Origin of the sequence: Pseudoalteromonas sp. Of11M-6 (genome assembly GCF_022347905.1) — a bacterium.
Classification (GTDB): Bacteria; Pseudomonadota; Gammaproteobacteria; order Enterobacterales; family Alteromonadaceae; genus Pseudoalteromonas.
Genome location: NZ_JAKRFW010000001.1, coordinates 145,581 through 163,851 on the forward strand (window position 1 = coordinate 145,581; position 18,271 = coordinate 163,851).

General features: G+C 44.5%; 13 protein-coding genes. 5 read left to right on the forward strand and 8 right to left on the reverse strand.

The annotated features are described in order from the left end of the window. Positions 1-17 precede the first annotated feature (17 nt). Positions 18-2,168, forward strand: a complete 2,151-nt coding sequence (locus MHN32_RS00615; protein WP_239420631.1) for a S8 family peptidase — start codon at positions 18-20, stop codon at positions 2,166-2,168. A gap of 619 nt (positions 2,169-2,787) precedes the next feature. On the opposite strand, the gene MHN32_RS00620 is transcribed toward MHN32_RS00615, so the two are convergent. The 4 genes from MHN32_RS00620 to prlC form a co-directional block, all read right to left on the reverse strand. Continuing rightward, positions 2,788-4,710, reverse strand: a complete 1,923-nt coding sequence (locus MHN32_RS00620; protein ID WP_239420632.1) for a methyl-accepting chemotaxis protein — start codon at positions 4,708-4,710, stop codon at positions 2,788-2,790. A 162-nt stretch (positions 4,711-4,872) separates the two neighbouring features. Continuing rightward, complete coding sequence (locus MHN32_RS00625) at positions 4,873-5,571, reverse strand: class I SAM-dependent methyltransferase (RefSeq protein ID WP_233525240.1); 699 nt, start codon at positions 5,569-5,571, stop codon at positions 4,873-4,875. Between the two features lie 131 nt (positions 5,572-5,702). After that, on the reverse strand, positions 5,703-6,854 hold the full coding sequence (locus MHN32_RS00630; protein WP_010605885.1) for a response regulator: 1,152 nt from the start codon (positions 6,852-6,854) through the stop codon (positions 5,703-5,705). A 126-nt stretch (positions 6,855-6,980) separates the two neighbouring features. Further along, positions 6,981-9,020, reverse strand: a complete 2,040-nt coding sequence (gene prlC, locus MHN32_RS00635; protein ID WP_239420633.1) for an oligopeptidase A — start codon at positions 9,018-9,020, stop codon at positions 6,981-6,983. Positions 9,021-9,188: 168 nt separating this feature from the next. Between prlC and gorA the strand changes: the two genes are divergently transcribed. Beyond that, on the forward strand, positions 9,189-10,547 hold the full coding sequence (gene gorA / locus MHN32_RS00640; protein WP_010376766.1) for a glutathione-disulfide reductase: 1,359 nt from the start codon (positions 9,189-9,191) through the stop codon (positions 10,545-10,547). Positions 10,548-10,664: 117 nt separating this feature from the next. Here gorA and MHN32_RS00645 read toward each other — a convergent pair whose 3' ends face one another. Continuing rightward, positions 10,665-12,488, reverse strand: coding sequence for an alpha/beta hydrolase (locus tag MHN32_RS00645; protein WP_239420634.1), 1,824 nt, complete (start codon positions 12,486-12,488; stop codon positions 10,665-10,667). A 131-nt stretch (positions 12,489-12,619) separates the two neighbouring features. On the opposite strand from MHN32_RS00645, the gene MHN32_RS00650 reads away from it, so the two are divergent. Next, positions 12,620-14,593, forward strand: coding sequence for a winged helix-turn-helix domain-containing protein (locus tag MHN32_RS00650; RefSeq protein WP_239420635.1), 1,974 nt, complete (start codon positions 12,620-12,622; stop codon positions 14,591-14,593). Positions 14,594-14,649: 56 nt separating this feature from the next. Here MHN32_RS00650 and rpmG read toward each other — a convergent pair whose 3' ends face one another. From rpmG to radC, 3 genes are all read right to left on the reverse strand, one after another. Continuing rightward, positions 14,650-14,805, reverse strand: a complete 156-nt coding sequence (gene rpmG / locus MHN32_RS00655; protein ID WP_010364212.1) for a 50S ribosomal protein L33 — start codon at positions 14,803-14,805, stop codon at positions 14,650-14,652. Between the two features lie 12 nt (positions 14,806-14,817). Beyond that, the gene (rpmB, locus tag MHN32_RS00660; RefSeq protein WP_010605890.1) at positions 14,818-15,054 is read right to left on the reverse strand and encodes a 50S ribosomal protein L28; all 237 of its coding nucleotides are present in this window, start codon (positions 15,052-15,054) and stop codon (positions 14,818-14,820) included. Positions 15,055-15,513: 459 nt separating this feature from the next. Further along, entirely contained in the window at positions 15,514-16,188 is a 675-nt protein-coding gene (radC, locus tag MHN32_RS00665; protein ID WP_010605891.1) for a DNA repair protein RadC, read from the reverse strand. Between the two features lie 126 nt (positions 16,189-16,314). On the opposite strand from radC, the gene coaBC reads away from it, so the two are divergent. Continuing rightward, positions 16,315-17,511, forward strand: a complete 1,197-nt coding sequence (gene coaBC, locus MHN32_RS00670) for a bifunctional phosphopantothenoylcysteine decarboxylase/phosphopantothenate--cysteine ligase CoaBC (RefSeq protein WP_010605892.1) — start codon at positions 16,315-16,317, stop codon at positions 17,509-17,511. A gap of 157 nt (positions 17,512-17,668) precedes the next feature. Next, complete coding sequence (gene slmA, locus MHN32_RS00675) at positions 17,669-18,256, forward strand: nucleoid occlusion factor SlmA (RefSeq protein WP_010376740.1); 588 nt, start codon at positions 17,669-17,671, stop codon at positions 18,254-18,256. Positions 18,257-18,271 lie beyond the last annotated feature (15 nt).

Consider the following 18,271-nt stretch of genomic DNA (forward strand, 5'->3'; position numbering starts at 1 on the left):
GAAACTAGGGAAACATTATGACAATCAATAAAAACTTTAAGCGCGCTGCACTAAGCATCGCAGTGAGTACATTATTCACTGCAACAGCAGTTACAGCCGCACCAACACAATCAATCGGTCAAGATGCAGCGCTTGCAGCAACGGCACAAAAACTATCATCACAAAGCACGCTTGGTACACAGTTCATCATCAAGTACAAAGATGCTAGTTCACAAATGATTAGCCTTTCAGCTGCAGATCTTGCTCCTGCTAAAATGCAACAGCGTGCAGAAAGCTTTGTACAAGGCTTTAAGAGCAGCAAAGCGAGTACTCGCGCTAAGTACGTACGCCCAATGGCACTTAGCAATCACCACGTTATGCGTGCTGACAAAAAGCTTTCAGCAAAAGAAGCACAGGCGTTCATGAACGAAGTGATGGCTTCTGGTAATGTTGAATACATCGAAATTGACCAAATGTTAAAGCCATTCGCAACGCCTAACGATCCGCGTTATAACGATCAATGGCATTACTACGAAGCAGCAGCAGGCATTAATGCCCCAGCTGCGTGGGATAAAGCGACAGGTCAAGGTGTGGTAGTTGCGGTACTAGATACAGGTTATCGCCCACATTTAGACTTAGATGCCAACATTCTGCCTGGCTATGACATGATCTCTAATACCTTTGTTGCTAACGATGGTGGCGCACGTGACAACGATGCTCGTGACCCTGGTGATGCGGTCACTCGCGGTGAGTGTGGAACTGACTCTTCAGGTCAACCTGTGCCACGCGCAGATCAAGACTCAAGCTGGCATGGTACGCACGTAGCGGGAACGGTTGCTGCAGTAACAAATAATGGCGAAGGTGTAGCTGGTGTTGCTTACGACGCTAAAGTAGTGCCTGTACGTGTTCTTGGTAAATGCGGTGGCTTAACTTCTGACATCGCTGACGGCATCATATGGGCATCTGGCGGCTCGGTATCTGGTGTGCCTGCAAATGCTAACCCAGCTGATGTTATCAACATGAGTTTAGGTGGTGGTGGTGCATGTAGCGCAACTACACAAAATGCAATCAACCAAGCACGTAACAACGGTACAGTCATTGTTATTGCGGCAGGTAACGACAACGATAACTCAGCAAACTACAACCCAGGTAACTGTAATGGCGTAGTAAACGTAGCATCTGTAGGTCGTGATGGTAGCCGAGCTTATTACTCAAACTATGGTGCAAACATCGACGTTGCCGCTCCGGGTGGCGCACAAAGTTTTGCGAATGATCCTGAAGGTATCCTATCTACCCATAACTCAGGCTCTGGTGCTCCTTCAAATGATAGCTACCACTACTCACAAGGTACGTCTATGGCGGCACCTCACGTTGCGGGTGTTGCAGCGCTAATCAAGCAAGCAAAACCATCTGCTACGCCTGACGAAGTAGAAACTATTTTGAAAAACACTACACGCAGCTTCGCGGGTAGCTGTTCAAACTGTGGTACGGGTGTTGTTGATGCAGCCGCTGCGGTAAATGAAGCTTTAGGCGATGTTGTCACACCACCTACAGGTAATACGCTTGAAGATGGCGTAGCGAAAACAGGCTTAAGTGGTGCAGCTGGTAGTGATCAGTTCTTCACTTTTGATGTACCTGCAGGTAAAACCAATGTTACCTTCACCATGAGCGGTGGTACTGGTGATGCTGACCTTTATGTAAAGCTTGGCAGTCAACCAACTTCAAGCAGCTATGATTGTCGTCCTTATGAAGGCGGTAATGCCGAAGTTTGTAGCTTTGACGCACCTCAAGCTGGTACATACCATGTAATGATTAACGGTTACAAAGCTTATTCAGGCGTAAGCTTAGTTGCTGCAACTTCAGGCTCTAGCACAGGTGGTCCACAAGCAGGTGGCGGTACCGTTGAAGATATTTCAGCGTCAAGCGGTCAGTGGGTGCACTACACAATCGAAGTGCCTGAGGGTATGAGCGACTTCACCGTAAAAACATTTGGTGGCTCAGGTGACGCTGACTTATTCGTTAAGTTTGGCTCTCAACCTACAGCAAGCAGCTATGACTGTCGTCCATATGAAAATGGTAATACCGAGACTTGTGTTATCACTAATCCGCAAGCGGGTACATGGCACCTTAGCATTAATGCTTACCGTACTTTCTCTGGCCTAACGTTAGACGCGCAGTACAAGCCATAAGCAAGCATTAGTAGGCTCTGATTGAGTCTTCTTTCCCCAACGAGAGGCCGCATTTGCGGCCTTTTTTAATTATTTCGAGTTTAGTTTGTGGGAACGAGTTTACCTCGCGATCTTGTAACTGCTCGCCGCGTGAAGCGGCTCCGACGTTTCAGCTTATACTGTCGAGATAAATCTCGACCTACGACACTCGCTGGTAGGAACGAGTTTACCTCGCGATCTTTTAACTGCTCGCCGCGTGAAGCGGATCCGACGTTTTGGCTTATGCTATCGAGATAAATCTCAACCTACAAAACGCGCTGGTGGGAGCGAGTTTACCTCGCGATCTTTTAACTGCTCGCCGCGTGAAGCGGCTCCTACGTTTTAGCTTATGTTGTCGAGATAAATCTCAACCTACAACACTCGCTGGTAGGAGCGAGTTTACCTCGCGATCTTGTAACTGCTCGCCGCGTGAAGCGGATCCGACGTTTCAGCTTATACTGTCGAGATAAATCTCGACCTACAAAACGCGCTGGTAGGAACGAGTTCACCTCGCGAGCTTTTAACTGCTCGCCGCGTGAAGCGGCTCCGACGTTTTGGCTTATGCTGTCGAGATAAATCTCGACCTACGGCACAATCCTGATTACCGCAGGCCTAAGGTACCTCTAATCTCCCGCATTTTCTCTTTAAGGCTTTGCTGGATTTGTTGCACTTGCTCATGTGAGCTATTAACCTGACCTTTCATACTATCCATAGCGTGGCCAAAGGTATCTAAGAGATCCGATTGTTGATTGGCAAGATCCATTGCATGGGCGGCAACTTGGTTGGCGCTCTGTGCGCTCTCTGCCACACCTTCTGAATTGCGTTTCAACTCTTGTGCATGGCCTGTTTGCTGCTGTGCCTCATCTGCCAAAGCCGAGATTTGTGTCGATACTTTGTTTGAATTATCACTCAAAACATTTAATTGCTGGTGGATATCAGTCAGTGAGGCTTGTGTTTGCTGTGCAAGCTTTCGTACTTCATCCGCAACGACCGCAAATCCACGGCCATGCTCTCCTGCGCGCGCCGACTCAATCGCCGCATTGAGCGCGAGTAGGTTTGTTTGTTCTGCGATGGAGCTGATCATATCAATCACTTTACTCACATCTGAAACACCATTAAGTAATTCATTTAAGCTCTCCAGTCCCTGCTCTACCCGCTTTTGCGTGGTAGATGAAGCACTCAACATAGCATCCGCATAGGACACACTTTGTGTCATTGCTTCAAAGGTGTTATTGGCATTGTCGGCAACTTGCGCGTTGATTTGATTGGCATCCGCCCCAAGCGCTCTAAGCGAGTCAAGCTGTGCTTGGTTTTGCTCCATTTGCTCAAAAGTATCTCCAGCTTGTGCAGAGATCTGCGCCAAGTTAGTGTTCATCTCTTCCATAAAAGTATTGATCACACTCAGCATTTCTGAGCGTTCGTCCGCTTCTGCTCGCTGCCTATCAATTAACTGATTAAAGTAACTCGCAATTTCGCCAATTTCAGTGTCTTGGTTTTTACTTTCAATATTGCGTAACTCATTGCTTTCGATTAGCTGAGCAAAGCCATCGCGTAGTTGCCTTAGCGGAGTTAACACTTGATTGAACTGTACAAAATACACACCACCCGCAAGGAGTACGAGTAACCCAATGGCCACACCAAACAGCATAAACACATTGGTTTTTACGTCAGCCTGCTCTGTTTTTAAGTTGGTTTCTGCTTGTAGGATATTCTCTGAAATTGCTTTAATATCACCTCGCAGTGCTAGCATGCCAGCTTGGCGTTGTTTCGACTGCTGTAAGGTATTTTCTAAGTCGCGGGCATAACGTTTAGGCCAGCTCACAAGCTCCGCTTTTATTTCTAGCGCTAAATCTTCGGCTTCGGCACCTAAAAATAGCTCGTCTTCGTCTACCTCACTCATTACCCCTAAGTTTTCGAGTCGGTCTATTCGCGCGGCAATATCCTGCAACCGGCTTAAGCTCGACATCAAACTCTGTTCGGTCTGCTGTTCGTAAGCCATGACTAATTGGTAGGTATATAAGCTCAAATTCGAGACTTCGCTAAAGTAGTCTGAAGCAAGATTAAAGTAGGATTCTTTGGCGGCACTATCTTGTGCTTTAATTGCATACTTAACGAGACTCGATGCTGAACCTGACATTTGCCTAAGCGCATTATCCAACAACGCAAGTTCGTTACCAGAAAGCTTGCCGAGCGCACGGTATTTGCCTGCAATATCTTGTTGTAGTTGTATGAGTTTAGTTTTAAGTTGCTCAGCAAGTGCAGGTGGCAACTGCTCTACACTTTGCTGTAATGCTTTGATTTGTTCATCGGCCTTATTTAAATACTGGCTATCGCCCGCACTCAAGTAATCTTCTACTGTACCCTCAAGCTCGATGATCACCGCATTTTTAACTTGATTGTAAGCGGCGTCTTGCGCATCAAGTTCAGTTAATACTTGGCTCGCCCAAAACAGACTCACCCCAAGTAGAATACTCGCTGTCGTCAATAATATTGCCAATAACCGAGTAAAAGTAGACACGCGCATAGAATCACAACCCCTTTATCAAAATGCTCCGCAAGAGTATTAAGGATTTATGACAACTTGATTAAATCTGGTTACCTTTCCTGTGCAATAGTACAAAACCATACTTTTTGCGTATATCCATCTAGATATCTGCTGCACAAAATTAAATCAGGTAGTGGTGTGCTATTTCATTGCGGCATTAACATAAACGTCAAAGCGGTTTTTCTTGGTTTTTATTTGCATACTTGGCGTTTTTTCATTTAAGAAGCCAGCGTAGTCTGGACGTTTTACCACCACCCTTTTTGTGGCTAACTGCAAAGCAAAAGGCAAAAGCGCGTCCGCATCCAAGTCATTGCCAACTAAATCTTGGAATACACGCATTTCTTTTTTCACTTGCGCCGATTTTTCACGATGCGGGAACATAGGATCAAGATACACTATATCTGGACGCCAACCCGCTTGCTCTAGCAATTCATGGCTGGAGCCAAATTCCAATCGCATAGTTGACTGTACCCATTCGCCAATTTCAGCATCTTGATAGGCGCGTTGCAAGCCATCGTATAACAACGCTGCGACTACCGGGTTACGCTCGTGTAGCACGACTTTGCAACCCATAGACGCAAGTACAAAGGCATCGCGTCCAAGTCCTGCTGTCGCATCCAATACCGTAGGCACAGCACCTTTATTTAAACCCACCGCTTTTGCAATTGCTTGCCCTTTACCACCACCAAATTTGCGTCGATGAGCAACTGCGCCAGTCACAAAATCAACACGGATAGCGCCGAGCTTTGGTTCATCTTTTTTGAATAATTGTAAGCCTAGCTCATCATAAACCAATTGAAACTCCGCCTCGTTAATATTAAGCGCGGATAAATTAAACAGCTTAGTTAGCGTATTTAGGTAGGATCTGTTTTCTTCAAAAGGGGTGTGAATATACAAGCTAAGCTCCCAAGGGTTACCAACCGTGGCAGTATACCCCTTTCCCTTTCTAGTGTCTTTGATTATCCAGCGGCTTAAAACAGTTCAATATCAGCCTGCGACGCCACTTCATCCTCACCCCAAGGTTTCGCTATTTTGTTTAAACTCTCTATAAGCTGCTGGCGTACCTCAGTCACTTCTCCTAACTTATATTTAATTATGGTTAGCTCATCGCTTAAATAAGTGAAATGCTCATAGAGTTCTTGCAACCGTTCTCTTTCACTTGGTTCTAAGACTGCAAGCTTGTCGCTTTCCAGCACCGTCTGAAACTCAGCAACTTTGCCACTGTAATGATCGCCAACGCCGCTTAAATGATCGCTTAGCTCAGCAAATACTTGCCCTATATGCTCCACTTTCTTAAGTGCATCTTCACTGACTTCCATGTCTCTGATTTTGGCATCAGTGGCTTCCAGTATGTGCGGAAATAAATCTTTATAACGACCATAAACGGCAACATCGTCCACTGGCATGTTCTTAATCAGCAAGGAAACTTTAGGATAGTTAATTATGGTTCTGCGACCAAAATCAACAAAACGACTGCTATCTTTGTGTTTCTCAAATAGCTCTTGCTCTATCGGTTGGATCGCTCCCTCGCTGGAGTAAAACATCGCGTCTTGGTGATACCAAAAAGCCACCGCAACATCGAGCTCCATCGGCATAAAAAACTCTAAAAAATGAGCGCTCAACGTATTGAGATCATGCGCGTGATACGACTGCCCAACGTAGCGCATTATACGGCCCATATCACCAGAGTCAGTCATGGCTATTTCAGCTGTGGTTTGAGCGCGCTGTACATCTTGTTTTAGCTGCGACGAGATTTTTCGATAGTCATCAAGGACATTAATACGCGCTAACAACTCTTCAGCGTTAAAAGGTTTGACTATATAGTCTGCGGCACCAGCGTTATAGCCCCGCATTCGCTCTGAAATATCGGCACGAGAAGACAAAAACATAACAGGGATCTCTGTAGTGTCCTCTAGTTTTTTGAGTTGCTCACATACCTCAAAGCCCGACAGCCCTGGCATCTCGACATCAAGCAAGATAATATCCGGACGATATTTTTTAGCCAACCGCAAGCCTTCCTCACCATTTTTCGCATGTAATATTTTGCATGTCCGCGATAGCGCCTCATCAACAATGTGATGGACGAGTTTGTCATCATCAATGGCAAGAACCAGTTTCGTCATGTGGCTTTCCCTATTAATTCATATCTTTATAGAATAGTCAGAGATATTGAATTTGCTAACAAAAAGTCACACTTTCTAAGACAAAAAAAACGCCTTCAGAAGAAGGCGCTTAGAGTGGAAATATAACTAGGCGGCGATCCCGCTGTGGCGTAGTAACGCATCCACTTTTGGCTCTCGACCACGGAAGCGGGTAAACAGCACCATTGGCGCTTCCGATCCACCCTTTTCAAGAATGTGATACATAAATTCACGCCCGGTTTGTGGGTTGAATATCCCTTCTTCTTCAAACTTAGAAAACGCATCCGCAGACAACACTTCTGCCCACTTATAAGAGTAGTAACCCGCGCTATAGCCACCAGCAAAAATGTGGCTAAAGCTATGCTGGAAGCGGTTAAACTCAGGCGCTTTAACAACCGCAGTACGCTCACGCACCGCATTAAGCGTTGCTTGAATTTGGCAATCCGTGTTTGGCTCAAAGTCTGCGTGAATATGAAAATCAAACAACGAAAACTCCAACTGACGCAGCATTTGCATGGCTGATTGGAAGTTCTTTGCCGCCAGTAACTTGTCTAACATTTCTTTTGGTAACGGCTCACCCGTTTCATAGTGTCCTGAAATGAAGTTCAGCGCTTCTTCTTCATAGCACCAGTTTTCTAAAAACTGACTTGGCAGCTCAACCGCATCCCATGCCACACCATTAATACCAGCAACCGGCGCGGCATCTACTTGCGTTAGCATGTGATGAATACCGTGACCAAACTCATGGAATAAAGTGGTTACTTCATTATGGGTAAATAGCGCAGGTTTATTGCCAACAGCTTTATTAAAGTTACACACTAAATAAGCGACAGGAGTCTGCAACTCACCATTTGCGCGTACTTTTCGGCCCATGCAGTCATCCATCCAGGCACCACCACGCTTATGTTCACGAGCATATAGGTCGAGATAGAAATGACCACGCAACTCACCTTTATCATCATGAATAGCAAAAAAGCGTACATCAGGATGATAAGTATCAACGTCTTTGACTTCGCTCACGTGGATCCCAAACAGGCGATTTACGGTTTCAAATAAACCGGCAAGTACCTTATGCTCAGGGAAGTAAGGGCGCAGTGCTTCGTCAGAAATCGCATACTTAGCTTGTTTTAACTTTTCGCCATAATATGCGTAGTCCCAAGGTTTTAACTCAGTTACACCGTGTTCTTTATTCGCAAAGTCACGTAGTTCAGTCACTTCTTGCTCGGCTTGTGGTTTTGACTTAGCGGCCAGGTCATTCAAAAACGTAAATACTTGCTCTGGCGTCTCAGCCATTTTGGTTGCCAATGATTTTTCTGCAAAACTAGAAAAGCCAAGCAACTGAGCCAGTTCGTGTCTAAGTGTAAGTGCTTCATGCATAATCGCTGAGTTATCAAACTCTCCAGCATTAGGCCCTTGATCAGAAGCACGGGTTACAAACGCACGATAAGCCTCTTCACGGAGCATTTGGTTATCTGCGTAAGTCATCACAGGAAGATATGAAGGGAAATCTAGCGTAAATACCCAGCCTTCTAATCCTTTGGCTTCAGCAGTATGAGCGGCAAGCGCTAAAGCTGACTCTGGTAGCCCTGCTAATTCTGACTCGTCAGTAATATGCTTTTGCCATGCCTGAGTGGCATCCATTACATTGTTGCCAAACTTTGATGCCAGCTCCGACAGCCGTGCCACTATTTCGCCATAACGCTTTTGTTTAACTGGCTCAAGTGCAATGCCCGACAATTGGAAATCACGTAGAGCATTATCTACAGAGGTCTGTTGAGCTATCGTTAAGTTACCAAATTCAACCGATTCTTTTACCGCTTTATAGGCTTCATACAACCCTTGGTGCTGACCAACATAAGTAGAATATTCAGAAATTAATGGCAGACACTCATCATAAGCTTTACGTAACGCTTCTGAATTTACTACTGAGTGCATATGTGAGACTGGTGACCACATACGATTCAATTTATCGTCTGACTCTTCTAAAGGCAGTACAAAACTGTCCCACGTATAGCTTGGTTGTGCTAAAACAGTGTCGATAGTTTCACGACAGTGCGCAATGGCAGATTTTAATGCTTCAACAATATGTTCAGGCTTAATTTTCGAAAAAGGAGGCAATCCTTCTAGCCCGATTAATGGGTTACTCATGGGCACGCTCTTTATTTTCTAATCTAATATTGAGGTTGAAATAAGGGTGAATGACCGCATTTACAAGTATCTGAACAGATTTTTGCTTAATATCGGTCTTCGGTTGTGCACTTGTGCTATTTAAAGTAGTAGGGTTTAAGCAAAACAAATAATTGGCGAGGAATTTTTATGGCTCAACATTTTGACTATATCGCAATCGGTGGTGGTAGCGGCGGGATCGCATCTGCAAACCGAGCTGCGATGCGAGGTGCCAAGGTGGCATTAATAGAAGCAAAGCACTTAGGCGGTACTTGTGTAAACGTGGGCTGCGTTCCAAAAAAAGCGATGTGGCACGGTGCTCAAGTTGCTGAAGCCATTAAACTATACGCACCAGATTATGGTTTTGATGTTGAACTAAAGAACTTCGATTGGGGTAAACTCGTTGAGAGCCGCGAAGCCTACATTGGCCGTATTCACCAAGGTTACAACGGCTACCTAGCGAAAAATGGCGTCACCGTGATCAATGGCTTTGCTAAGTTTGTTGATAACAACACCATTGAAGTCAATGGTGAGCACTACACTGCCGATCATATCAATATTACCGTAGGTGGCCGCCCAACGATCCCTAATATTCCAGGCGCTGAGCACGGTATCGACTCAAACGGTTTCTTTGAGCTTAAAGAGCAACCTCGCCGCGTAGCGGTTGTGGGCGCGGGTTATATCGCGGTAGAGCTTGCGGGCGTATTGCACAGCTTGGGCACAGAAACCCATCTATTTGTTCGTAAGCACGCCCCTCTTCGTAACTTTGATCCTATCTTGGTTGAAACCTTAACTGAGGTAATGGAAAAAGAAGGTCCAACGCTGCACACTCACGCAGTACCACAGTCAGTGACCAAAGAAGAGGATGGCTCAGTCACCTTACATCTTGAGAATGGTGAGTCTTACACCGTAGACAAACTGATCTGGGCAATTGGTCGTGAACCAATGACAGATCTTATCAACCTCGCTGCGACAGATGTAGAAACCACGCCTAGCGGCCATATTAAAGTCGATGAATGGCAAAACACCACAGCTAAAGGTATCTACGCGCTCGGTGATATTATGGATGGTGGTATTGAGCTTACTCCGGTAGCCGTAAAAGCAGGTAGAATGCTAGCCGAGCGCCTATTCAATCCGGAATTGCCAAACGCAAAAATGGATTACGATCTAGTCCCTACCGTCGTCTTTAGCCACCCACCGATTGGCACAATTGGCCTAACAGAGCCAGAAGCGGAAGAAAAGTACGGTAAAGACAACATCAAGGTCTATACCTCTACCTTTGCTGCAATGTACACCGCGGTCACTCAGCACCGCCAACCGTGTCGCATGAAACTTGTATGCGCAGGCCCAGAAGAAACCGTAGTAGGCCTACACGGCATCGGCTTTGCCGTAGATGAGATGATCCAAGGTTTCGCCGTCGCTATGAAGATGGGCGCAACCAAAGCAGACTTTGACTCGGTAGTCGCGATACACCCAACCGGCTCCGAGGAGTTTGTTACTATGAGGTAACAGACTGATTTAATTATCAAATAATATTTTAAATAAAAACGCGAGCCTCAAACAAGCTCGCGTTTTTTATATGTTAATTCAACGCTTCAAGCGCTCATCTAGCAAACTGGATTGGTGTCATTGGCTCGCAAGCTCAGTCAATGCCTGCTTAATAAGCTCAGGGTGGGTAAATGGGAGCAGGTGCTCAGTTGATGATATTGGTAAATACTGCCCACCGCTGGTTTCAGCAACTTCTTGAGACCATTTTCTCCCCTCAGCCTCCCATTTTATTAGATTGGCTTTCGCTTCTTCAGAGTCTGCATTGGCGATATCTAGTTTTTCAAACTCACTATCTATCACTGAAATAGGAATGCTGCTGTCTGGCTGCCAGTTTCTTACTAACTCCAAGTCATCATGGTAGTTCATCATTTCGTGTACTCGAGTAAGTTGAGCTGCAACACTGTGGCGGGTTTGCATTATGTGATTGAAATATTGCCAATCCATGTAGTCTGCAAACTCGCTTCCTTCAAGCAGTGTTTCAATATGCGCCTGCTCTTCAGCTATTTTGCTATCCATCTTTTCTTGCCAATTACCAGCAGCAACATGATCAATCAAGTCTTGTCCGTATTGACGATAAACATCAACTGGGTAACCTTGATACTGAGCAATAGAATGTGGCAGTAAAATATCTGGGTCTAACCACAACATGCTTGCTATCTTTTGTTGAAACTTCTGTGATTTTTGCATCGCAATTAGCGGCACTGAATTACTATTTGCGTAACTCAACAAATGCACATCACTGAGATTGAGCTTTTCAAATAGTACAGGGAGGTCGTGTGCAAATTTATTCATGGAAGGCGCGTCATCAACACTACTTAATCCCTGCCCTAGCCTATCAATGACGTAAACATTAAAACTCTCTGCCAAGTAAGGCTGTAGTAACGCGAACCAAGCACTATCACTATGAAAATGCATATTCGCACCCGAGAGCATGACCACGGTTGGCTTATCTGCATGCTGCTTTAATTGCCGAACATGGTAATAATCGTTGTTTACTGCGATAAGATCAGAGCCTTGGGGCAGCACATAACGGCTTGTCGACTCAAAAAATGCCATTATCGATTCGGTGGTTTGAACAGGTGGTAAATTCCAACTATGACGAGCCCCGTCTACACTAATGAGCTGCGTTTGAATATTGCGATTAGGATAGTGAGTTAACGTCACGCCTTCCGCTATTTCTTCATCAACAGATAAAGCAGCCTCATAGTTTAGATTAGCAATAATTTTAATCGCTTGAGGTGACGAGAGTAGCCCAAAATTTGCGTGACTTTTGCCATTATAGGGCAATACTGAGTCTGCTTTACCGTGCATAATTCGGTAGTTTGTAGGTGTCGAAAAGTTACAGCTATCACCTAATTGGTAGGACATAGGTGCTGCAACCGTTACTATCGCATTAAACGTCTCCGAGCGGTTACATAATAAGTTTTGTACAAATAACCCGCCTTGAGAAAAGCCGGTCGCATAAATTTCACCGTCAATGACATCATATTTGGCTTTTATTTCTGCAATCATCTGATCAACAAAGCCTAAGTCATCTACACCTAAACGATGTGCCTTGTTACAACCACAGCCTTCATTCCACTCTTCGTTTTTTGATTTGGGATAAACGACTATATAATCATCGTTTTGTTCATGTAGCTTGGTTAAACCTGCCATACCGTAAGCAGTGCCTCCAGAACCATGAAAGGCTAACATCAGCTTGTACGCTTTATGTGGCTTTTCAATCGGCTTCATATAATAGTAACGCTCATTGAGTTGATGAACCTCCAGACCATTTACGGGCTTTAACACTCCATCGTCATTGCTTAACGCCTTTTTGCTGTCGCTACTGCTGCCACAACCCGCGACTAAAGCTGCGAGTGTTAAACCTAACGCCTGTTTTAAAAACATTCGACTTGTCATGTTGGCCATTCCTATTTTATTGTTTTCATGTACTCTAAATATTTTGAAAAAGAGCGCGACGAATTCACATGAAATCGTTGTGAGGAATTCCTTACCAATAAATATAAACAATATAATCAAAGGGATAATAAATGCGCTATGAGATTGCAGCCATTCGGTTTGATACTGTTAATCGAACGCTGACGAGTAGCACAGACTCCATCAGACTTGAGCCTAAGCCATACTTATTGCTACAAACCTTAATTGCAGCAAATGGTAATGTTGTTTCGCGCGATAAGCTCATTGCAGAAGTGTGGCAAGGTCGCGTAGTCACAGAAAGCGCAATCAATAAAGCCGTGTCGACATTGCGCCAGTATATGAATAAATTAGATGGTAAAACTGAGTATATAGAGACTATCCCTACCCTTGGATACCGACTGATTCCCGCAGTCACAAGTCATACTCCGGCAACAATAAGTAAGAGCAGCTCCCGGATCGCGCCACTTTTGGGTGTTTCTCTACTTATTACCAGCGTATGTGCGTTTATTGCCTATCAGTTCATGCAGCCAGCGCAAAATAACGAACCACTCCTACCACAAAAATTAACGAGCCAGAGCGGTATCGAGCTACAGTTAAGTAGCGCGCCTCAATATAAAAGCTTTAGTTACCTGCATCCTACCGACACTCAGCAATCGGAGTTATGGCTCAATCACAGCAAGCAAAATAGAAAGCTGTTTTCTGGCAACATCAGCACACAAGCCTTAAGCTCAGACGCCAAACACATCGCCTATATTGACGATGATAATGGCTGTACCGTAAAACAATTTGATATCGCGCAGGCACGGCACACGACGCTATTCTCTTGCCAGCCTATCGAAAACATTAAACTAATATGGGGCGCAAATCCGCACGAAATCATTTATCGAAAACGCACAAATATACATAGTGGATACGGCCTTTACCGTTTCGACTTGAATACAAAGCAGCATATCCAGTTAACGCTTCCTCCAATCTCAGGAAACCTCAGGGGCGACCACCTATTTAGCTTATCCACAACTAAAGACCAACTCGCCGCCGCACGCTATCTTGGAGAAGATAAGCACGAACTGACGGTGTACGATTACCCAAGCATGTCAGTTAAGAGCACCGTTAAGTTACCTTATAATCTCACGGCACTGACTTGGTCTGCTAGCGGGCAATCTATTTACTTTAGCGCAGGCAGCAGCATTTATCGCGCTGATATAAAATCGAGCAAAGTAAAACTGCTTCACAAGCTCACAGCACCAATCGAAAGCCTAGTATTACGAGATAACAATGAGACCCTGCTCTTTAATCAATATAAGTTAACTAGCCTAATTCACCTTTTCGACGTATCGGAGCAAACCTTTTCACCACTTGTTGATAATCAGGCGTTGAATCGCTTACCTCGCGCAAATCAAATGCCGCAAGTTTGGTATATTTCGGATCACGGCGCGCATTCCGCTTTATGGTCTATCAACACTGAAACACAACAACACACTCAAGTTCACTTGCCTCACATTTTTAACTTTCAACGTTATCAACTCAACAATGACGCTTCTAAAATACTTTTTGAATATCAAGACGCCATTTACCAGTTTGCTATCAACAGTCAAAAAACAATGCAACTTATAGGTACTGAGCTTAAGCCTTACGTTGCCAATTACAGCCAAGATAACAATGAAATCATTTACAGCAGTGAACGCTCTGGTAGTTGGCAGTTATGGTCTCTAAATCTAATAACAAACCAACATCAGCAACTTACAACACAAGGTGGCTACAGCGGCTACAAGCTTAATAATGTGTTGTATTTTACCAAGTTTACACAGCCCGGAATTTGGCAACTGGAAGACGGGCAAGAGTCTGTAGTTGTGACGGATGTACCGGTGAGAAATTGGCTGAATTGGCGGCTCAGAGATAATGCGCTTTACTATGAAAAAGACAAAAGTATTTGGCGATTTGACCTGAAGACTAAACAAGAAAAGTTGTATTTCACCCCGCCACAACGATTTATTGGGCAGTTTGATATATTGCAAAACGGCGATGTGGTTTTCAGTGAGCTGAAGCAACCAAGTGGAGAGCTTTGGCAATTAGCCGTAAAAAATTAAAGTACAAACACAAAAAACCCAGCCGAGGCTGGGTTTTTATTGATTCTTGAAACGAATTACTTGATTTTCGCTTCTTTGAAGATCACGTGTTTACGAACCTTAGGGTCGAACTTTTTGATCTCCATTTTTTCAGGCATGTTACGCTTGTTCTTGTCGGTAGTGTAGAAATAACCAGTACCAGCAGTTGAAACTAAACGGATCTTATCACGCATGATTTAAGCTCCTTAAATTTTTTCGCCGCGAGCACGGATATCTACTAATACCGCGTCGATGCCTTTTTTATCGATAATACGCATACCTTTAGTAGTAGTGCGTAGAGAAACGAAACGCTTTTCGCTTTCAACCCAAAAACGGTGTGTTTGTAGGTTAGGTAGGAAGCGACGCTTAGTAGCGTTGCGCGCGTGCGAACGGTGGTTACCAACCACTGGGCGCTTACCTGTAACTTGACAGACTTTAGACATGTCTATGTATCTCCAATAACTTCGCTCGAGCTTAATTTTCCCTTAAAGGCCTTTTAACTGCGTGCCCTAGGTAAAATCAAAGGGCGCTCTTTATACAGTATCTACAGGCAGAGATCAAGGATCTGATCCTACTGAAATCAGCTCATGGGTAAATTTGATAGCGGCCAATTATAATGATCCGAAGCCCACTAGGAAAGTAAAAACTGCATTTAAATTGAACTAATTTATAAAATTTATACAAATATGCTGATTTAACGAGCAAATTTCTTTTTTGGCCCTTTCTACATCGTAATTTTCACTGTTTAATTTTCGTGCTTATACGTATATTTGGGCTGCAACACTCCACCAGCTACCTCACACTTCGAGTAAAAGCTGAGTGATCAAGCTCCATTCCATTTTGCTCAATTCAAAAGGACAACTTGAGAAAGCGAAACCCACCTGATAAAACAGCAACTCAGCTTAAATCAGTCCTCGTTCGGCAAACGAAATACAATGACTTCCGGCGACGATTAAATGGTCAAGTACATTAATATCGACCAGTGCCAAGCCTTGCTGCAATTTTTTCGTGATGAGTTTATCCGCTTCGCTGGGCTCTGCTACACCCGATGGGTGGTTATGGGCAAAAATCACGGCTGCACAGTGGTATTTTAGTGCCGCCTTTACTACTTCTCTTGGATAAACCGAAGCCGCGTTAATTGTGCCGTGAAACAACACTTCATCTTTTATCAGGCGATTTTGGTTGTCTAGATACAGCACCATAAACACTTCATGCCCAAGCCCCCGTAGTTGAGCACTCAAATAGTCACGTACCGCTGTCGGGTTTTGAAATACCGTTTCTCTTAAGCACTCTTCTTTTAGATAACGCCGGCTTAACTCCAAAACGGCCTGTAACTGAGTGTATTTGGCAACGCCTAAGCCTTTTAACGCTGAAAACTCTTCTAATGAGGCATTGAATAAACGCTGTAACGTTTGCTGTTCTTGTAACAGGGATTCGGCAAGCTCTATGGCATTTAACCCTTTGATCCCAGTGCGTAAAAAGATAGCCAATAACTCGGCATTTGATAATGCCTCAGGGCCTTGCTCTATTAACTTTTCTCTTGGCCGTGCGGATTTGGGTAAGGCTGATATTTGCATAATTTTTCCTTTTATGTGTTTGCCTCCATGGCATCCAAAGTGTAGCTACCAAAAAGTGAGAATTCAAAAATTATCACCGACTGTGATATCTTTAGTTTATTGATACTGTGATCGTATAAAACAAACATGCAAAGAAATAAACGCCTCTTACTTGGGATCAGCGGTGGTATCGCTGCTTACAAATGCGCAGAACTCGTTCGCCGCCTAAAAGAACAGCAAATAGATGTCAAAGTGGTGATGACTGAGTCTGCTAAGCACTTTATCACGCCACTGACAATGCAGGCGGTCTCTGGTGAAATCGTTTCTGACTCTTTGCTTGACCCACAAGCAGAAGCGTCAATGGGGCATATCGAATTTGCAAAATGGGCAGACCTAGTACTGGTTGCTCCTGCGACCTCGAATATCCTCGCCAAAATGGCGGCGGGTATTGCGGATGATTTACTGACCACATTACTGCTCGCAACGCCCGCGCCTGTTGCCGTAGCGCCGGCAATGAATCAACAGATGTATGCACATCTATCGACTCAAGCAAACCTCAATACCCTTGCATCACGCCATGTCCAAATCTGGGGACCCGGTAAAGGCGAGCAAGCCTGCGGAGATGTAGGCGCAGGACGCATGCTTGAACCCCATGAGTTGGTGCAACTGTGTTTAGCTGCACTTCGCCCTACTGAGCAAGTATTAGCAGGAAAAACGGTAACTATTACTGCAGGACCGACACGCGAAGCATTAGATCCGGTGCGCTTTATTACTAACCACAGTTCAGGAAAAATGGGCTTTAGCCTTGCTGAGGCGGCAAAGGCTTTAGGTGCAAGCGTAAATCTGATCGCAGGCCCGGTTTCACTGAATACCCCCACAGGAATTACTCGAATTGATGTAGAAAGTGCTGAGCAGATGCAACAAGCTGCACTCGAATATGCCGTACAATCGGATATTTTTATCGGCTGCGCTGCGGTCGCTGATTACCGTGCAGCCACCGTTGCCGAGCAAAAGATTAAAAAGCAAGGCGATGAAATCACACTTACACTGGTCAAAAACCCCGATATTATCGCCACTGTCGCAGCACTAAAACAGTCTCGTCCTTATACCGTTGGCTTTGCCGCTGAGACGCAGAATGTCGCCGAATATGCGCAAGGAAAATTGGTCAATAAAGGGTTGGATATGATCTGTGCGAATGATGTATCGGATAGCACAGGTGGTTTTAATTCTGATAACAACACATTGACCCTATATTGGAAAAAAGACCGACTTGAACTCCCTCACTCTAGCAAAAAAGAGTTAGCACTTACTGTCATGCAAGCTATTGCCGAAAAGATAAAATAACCTTCATGTAAAAGACTGGAAAGAAACTGAATAAAACATTAACATGATACCCCGATAATGTGTAAACAAGTCGGGGTTTGCACTTCTGCGCATCACTCTCTGTGCTTAATAAACCCGACAAAAATAATATAACAATTAGAAAAATAAGGGAAATTTCATGCCAGCGACAAAACGTAGTAATCGCAAAGAGCAAATTCTTCAATCACTCGCACAAATGTTGGAAACCAGCCCAGGACAACGTATCACCACAGCTAAACTCGCTGCTGAAGTCGGGGTTTCAGAAGCTGCGCTTTATCGTCACTTTCCAAGTAAAGCGAGAATGTTTGAGGGGCTTATTGAGTTCATCGAAGATACGTTGCTGTCACGCATTAATTTAATTCTAGAAAACGAAAAAGAAACTCGTAACCGGATCTACAACATTCTTACTCTACTCCTAGCCTTTGCAGAGAAAAATCCTGGCATCACACGTATCTTAACGGGAGATGCACTACAAGGTGAGCAAGAACGTTTACGTGAACGAGTTCAAAGCTTATTTGAAAAGCTTGAGACACAATTCAAACAAGTTTTAAGAGAGCGCAAGCTGCGAGAAGGTAAGGCATTCACGAGTGAAGAAAGTGTACTGGCTAACTTATTCTTAGCTTTTGTTGAAGGTAAGATGAACCAGTTTGTAAGAAGTGACTTTAAAGCAAAACCAACCGCGCAATTCGATAAACAGTGGGTTGAGCTTGAGAAAATCTGGCTTTAAACACCTGCGGCTAGC

Coding starts and splice junctions, on each gene's coding strand:
- gorA (WP_010376766.1), top strand. CDS start 9,189: ATGGCTCAACATTTTGACTATATCGCAATCGGTGGTGGTAGCGGCGGG.
- rpmG (WP_010364212.1), bottom strand. CDS start 14,805: ATGCGTGATAAGATCCGTTTAGTTTCAACTGCTGGTACTGGTTATTTC.
- MHN32_RS00645 (WP_239420634.1), bottom strand. CDS start 12,488: ATGACAAGTCGAATGTTTTTAAAACAGGCGTTAGGTTTAACACTCGCA.
- radC (WP_010605891.1), bottom strand. CDS start 16,188: ATGCAAATATCAGCCTTACCCAAATCCGCACGGCCAAGAGAAAAGTTA.
- MHN32_RS00620 (WP_239420632.1), bottom strand. CDS start 4,710: ATGCGCGTGTCTACTTTTACTCGGTTATTGGCAATATTATTGACGACA.
- MHN32_RS00650 (WP_239420635.1), top strand. CDS start 12,620: ATGCGCTATGAGATTGCAGCCATTCGGTTTGATACTGTTAATCGAACG.
- MHN32_RS00630 (WP_010605885.1), bottom strand. CDS start 6,854: ATGACGAAACTGGTTCTTGCCATTGATGATGACAAACTCGTCCATCAC.
- prlC (WP_239420633.1), bottom strand. CDS start 9,020: ATGAGTAACCCATTAATCGGGCTAGAAGGATTGCCTCCTTTTTCGAAA.
- rpmB (WP_010605890.1), bottom strand. CDS start 15,054: ATGTCTAAAGTCTGTCAAGTTACAGGTAAGCGCCCAGTGGTTGGTAAC.
- slmA (WP_010376740.1), top strand. CDS start 17,669: ATGCCAGCGACAAAACGTAGTAATCGCAAAGAGCAAATTCTTCAATCA.
- MHN32_RS00615 (WP_239420631.1), top strand. CDS start 18: ATGACAATCAATAAAAACTTTAAGCGCGCTGCACTAAGCATCGCAGTG.
- coaBC (WP_010605892.1), top strand. CDS start 16,315: ATGCAAAGAAATAAACGCCTCTTACTTGGGATCAGCGGTGGTATCGCT.